Source organism: Mycobacterium intermedium (assembly GCF_002086275.1).
Classification (GTDB): Bacteria; Actinomycetota; Actinomycetes; order Mycobacteriales; family Mycobacteriaceae; genus Mycobacterium; species Mycobacterium intermedium.
In genome coordinates this window covers 1-3281 of sequence record NZ_MVHT01000187.1, presented here as the reverse complement: position 1 = coordinate 3281, position 3281 = coordinate 1, and the positions used below count along the sequence as shown (strand labels likewise).

The window sequence follows — 3281 nt, the reverse complement described above, 5'->3', positions numbered from 1 at the left end:
TCATCGTGCAGCGAACGGTGATCTTCCGGGTGCGCTGATCGGCCTTGGCTGTGGGGTCGTCGAACGTGTGGCCTATGCACCCCCACCGCCAGTTCTCGGGCGATAAAGCACACACTCGACGAGTGGGGGCGCCGACCAGCGGCGCCGAATGTGGGCCTTAAGCACCCCCACCGCCAGTTCTCGGGCCATAGGCCACACGCTCGGCGACCGGGGCCATCGCACCCTCGAAACGCCAGCGTCCCGCATCGTCACCGAGCCAGGCGGTAGCCTCTTTGACGATGTCGAGCACCCCTGAGACCGCCGTCCCAACCCGTTTGACGGGGTGGGGCCGCACCGCGCCGTCGGTCGCGGAGGTACTCCGCACCCCCGATCCGGAGGTGATCGCCAAGGCGGTGGCCCGCGCGGCCGACTCCGGCGGCGTCTCACACGGACGTGGCGTGATCGCCCGCGGGCTGGGCCGCTCGTACGGAGACAACGCCCAGAACGGCGGCGGGCTGGTGATCGACATGAGCTCGCTGAACAAGATCCACTCGATCAGCGCCGACACCAAGTTGGCCGACGTCGACGCCGGGGTGAACCTCGACCAGTTGATGAAGGCGGCGCTGCCGTTCGGGCTGTGGGTCCCGGTACTGCCCGGCACCCGCCAGGTCACCGTCGGCGGCGCGATCGCCTGCGACATCCACGGCAAGAACCATCACAGCGCCGGCAGCTTCGGCAACCACGTGCGCAGCATGGAGTTGCTGACCGCCGACGGCGAGATCCACCACCTGACCCCGGACGGCCCGGACAGCGCCGACGCCGAACTGTTCTGGGCCACCGTCGGGGGCAACGGCCTGACCGGGATCATCTTGCGCGCCACCATCGAGATGACCCCCACCGAGACGGCGTACTTCATCGCCGACGGCGACGTCACCGCCAGTCTGGACGAAACGATCGCTCTGCACAGTGACGGCAGCGAGGCCAACTACACGTATTCCAGCGCCTGGTTCGACGCGATCAGCGCTCCCCCGAAGCTGGGTCGAGCGGCGGTATCGCGCGGCTCCCTGGCCACCCTGGACCAGCTGCCCGCCAAGCTGGCTCGCAATCCGTTGAAATTCGATGCACCCCAACTACTTACGCTGCCCGACATCTTTCCCAACGGGTTGGCCAACAAATTCACCTTCGGGCCGATCGGCGAACTCTGGTACCGCAAGTCGGGCACCTACCGCGGCAAGATCCAGAATTTGACGCAGTTCTACCACCCACTGGACATGTTCGGTGAATGGAACCGCGCCTACGGCCCAGCGGGATTCCTGCAGTACCAGTTCGTGATTCCCACCGAGGCGGTCGACGAGTTCAAGAAGATCATCGTCGACATCCAAGCCAGCGGCCACTATTCGTTCTTGAACGTGTTCAAGTTGTTCGGTCCGGGCAATCAGGCACCGCTGAGCTTCCCGATCCCGGGCTGGAACATCTGCGTCGACTTCCCAATCAAACCCGGTCTCAACGAGTTCGTCAGCGAACTCGACCGCCGGGTAATGGAATTCGGCGGCCGGCTCTACACAGCCAAAGACTCTCGGACCACCGCCGAAACCTTCCACGCCATGTATCCGCGCATCGACGAGTGGATCGCCGTGCGCCGCAAGGTCGACCCGAATCGGGTGTTCGCCTCCGACATGGCCCGACGTTTGGAGCTGCTCTAAATGGTGCGCAATGGTTCTTGATGCCGTAGGAAACCCGCAGACCATCCTGCTGCTCGGCGGAACTTCCGAAATAGGTCTGGCCATCTGCGAGCGCTACCTGCGCAACGCATCGGCACGAATCGTGCTGGCCTGCTTACCCGATGACCCGGGACGTGACGACGCGGTGGCCCAGATGAAGGCCGCCGGAGCGCGGTCGGTGGAGCTCATCGACTTCGATGCGGTGGACACCGACAGCCATCCCAAGGTGATCGACGAGGCTTTCGCCGGGGGTGACGTGGATGTGGCCATCGTCGCGTTCGGGTTGCTCGGCGACGCCGAAGAACTGTGGCAGAACCAGCGCAAGGCCGTGCAGATCGCGGAAATCAACTACACCGCAGCAGTTTCCGTGGGCGTGCTACTCGCACAGAAGATGAAGGCCCAGGGCTTCGGTCAGATCATCGCGATGAGCACCGTGGCCGGCGAACGGGTGCGGCGATCCAACTTCGTCTACGGCTCTACCAAGGCCGGTCTGGACGGGTTTTATCTGGGGCTGTCAGAAGCGCTGCGCGAGTACGGCGTTCGCGTCCTGGTGATCCGACCCGGTCAGGTGCGCACCCGGATGAGCGCGCACATCAAGGAAGCTCCGTTGACCGTCGACAAGGAGTACGTCGCCGATCTCGCGGTGACCGCAGCCGCAAAGGGTAAGGAACTGGTTTGGGCGCCAGCAGCATTCCGTTACGTGATGATGGTGTTGCGTCACATTCCGCGGAAGATATTCCGCAAGCTGCCGATCTGACCATGCCGAGCGGTGGTAAGACACTGGCTCGCGGAGGTAATGCGCTAGCCACCCTGGGCCAGATGGCTTTGGCGGCGACGGTGGCCATCCTGGTTTCGGCGGTGTCCCTGGTGGCCATCTCGCGCGTGGAATGGCCGGCGTACCCGTCGTCCAACCAACTGCACGCGTTGACCACCGTCGGCCAGGTCGGCTGCCTCGTCGGACTGCTCGGCGTCGGCTGGTTGTGGCGGCGGGGCAGGTTTCGGGCGCTGGCCCAACTGGGCGGCCTGGTGTTCGTGTCCGCCTTCAGCGTGGTGACGCTGGGCATGCCACTGGGCGCCACCAAGCTGTACCTGTACGGCATCTCCGTCGACCAGCAGTTCCGCACCGAATATCTGACCCGGCTCACCGACAGCGCCGCCCTGCAGGACATGACGTACATCGGGCTGCCGCCGTTCTATCCACCGGGCTGGTTCTGGTTCGGCGGGCGGGCCGCGGCCCTGACCGGGACGCCCGGTTGGGAGATGTTCAAGCCGTGGGCGATCACGTCGATCACCGTCGCGGCCGCGGTCGCCTTGGTGCTGTGGTGGCGGATGATCCGCTTCGAGTACGCGCTGATCGTCACCATCGCCACCACGGCGGTCGCGCTGGCCTACAGTTCGCCGGAGCCCTACGCCGCGATGATCGCGGTGCTGCTGCCGCCGGTGCTGGTGCTGACCTGGTCGGGGCTGCGGGCCGGCGGACGGGTCCCGTCCGCCGAGCGGGGCCCCCCCCCCGCGCCCCCCCCCCCCCCGCCCCCCGGGGGGGGGCGGGGCCCCCCCCCGCGCCAAAAAAAACCCCCCGGG

The 3281-nt window shown here is 66.1% G+C and carries 3 protein-coding genes; all 3 read left to right on the top strand.

Annotation, left to right across the window (positions count from 1 at the left end):
• Positions 1-278 precede the first annotated feature (278 nt).
• Positions 279-1682, top strand: coding sequence for a decaprenylphosphoryl-beta-D-ribose oxidase (gene dprE1, locus BST27_RS29885; RefSeq protein ID WP_069420090.1), 1404 nt, complete (start codon positions 279-281; stop codon positions 1680-1682).
• Between the two features lie 10 nt (positions 1683-1692).
• Complete coding sequence (gene dprE2, locus BST27_RS29880) at positions 1693-2457, top strand: decaprenylphospho-beta-D-erythro-pentofuranosid-2-ulose 2-reductase (RefSeq protein ID WP_069420089.1); 765 nt, start codon at positions 1693-1695, stop codon at positions 2455-2457.
• 2 nt (positions 2458-2459) lie between these two features.
• The coding region (locus BST27_RS29875; protein WP_170062400.1) for an arabinofuranosyltransferase at positions 2460-3281 on the top strand (822 nt) is incomplete at its 3' end.

Bases quoted from the DNA above. Each gene is read 5' to 3' on its own strand.
- dprE1 (WP_069420090.1), top strand. From the start codon at position 279: ATGTCGAGCACCCCTGAGACCGCCGTCCCAACCCGTTTGACGGGGTGG.
- dprE2 (WP_069420089.1), top strand. From the start codon at position 1,693: ATGGTTCTTGATGCCGTAGGAAACCCGCAGACCATCCTGCTGCTCGGC.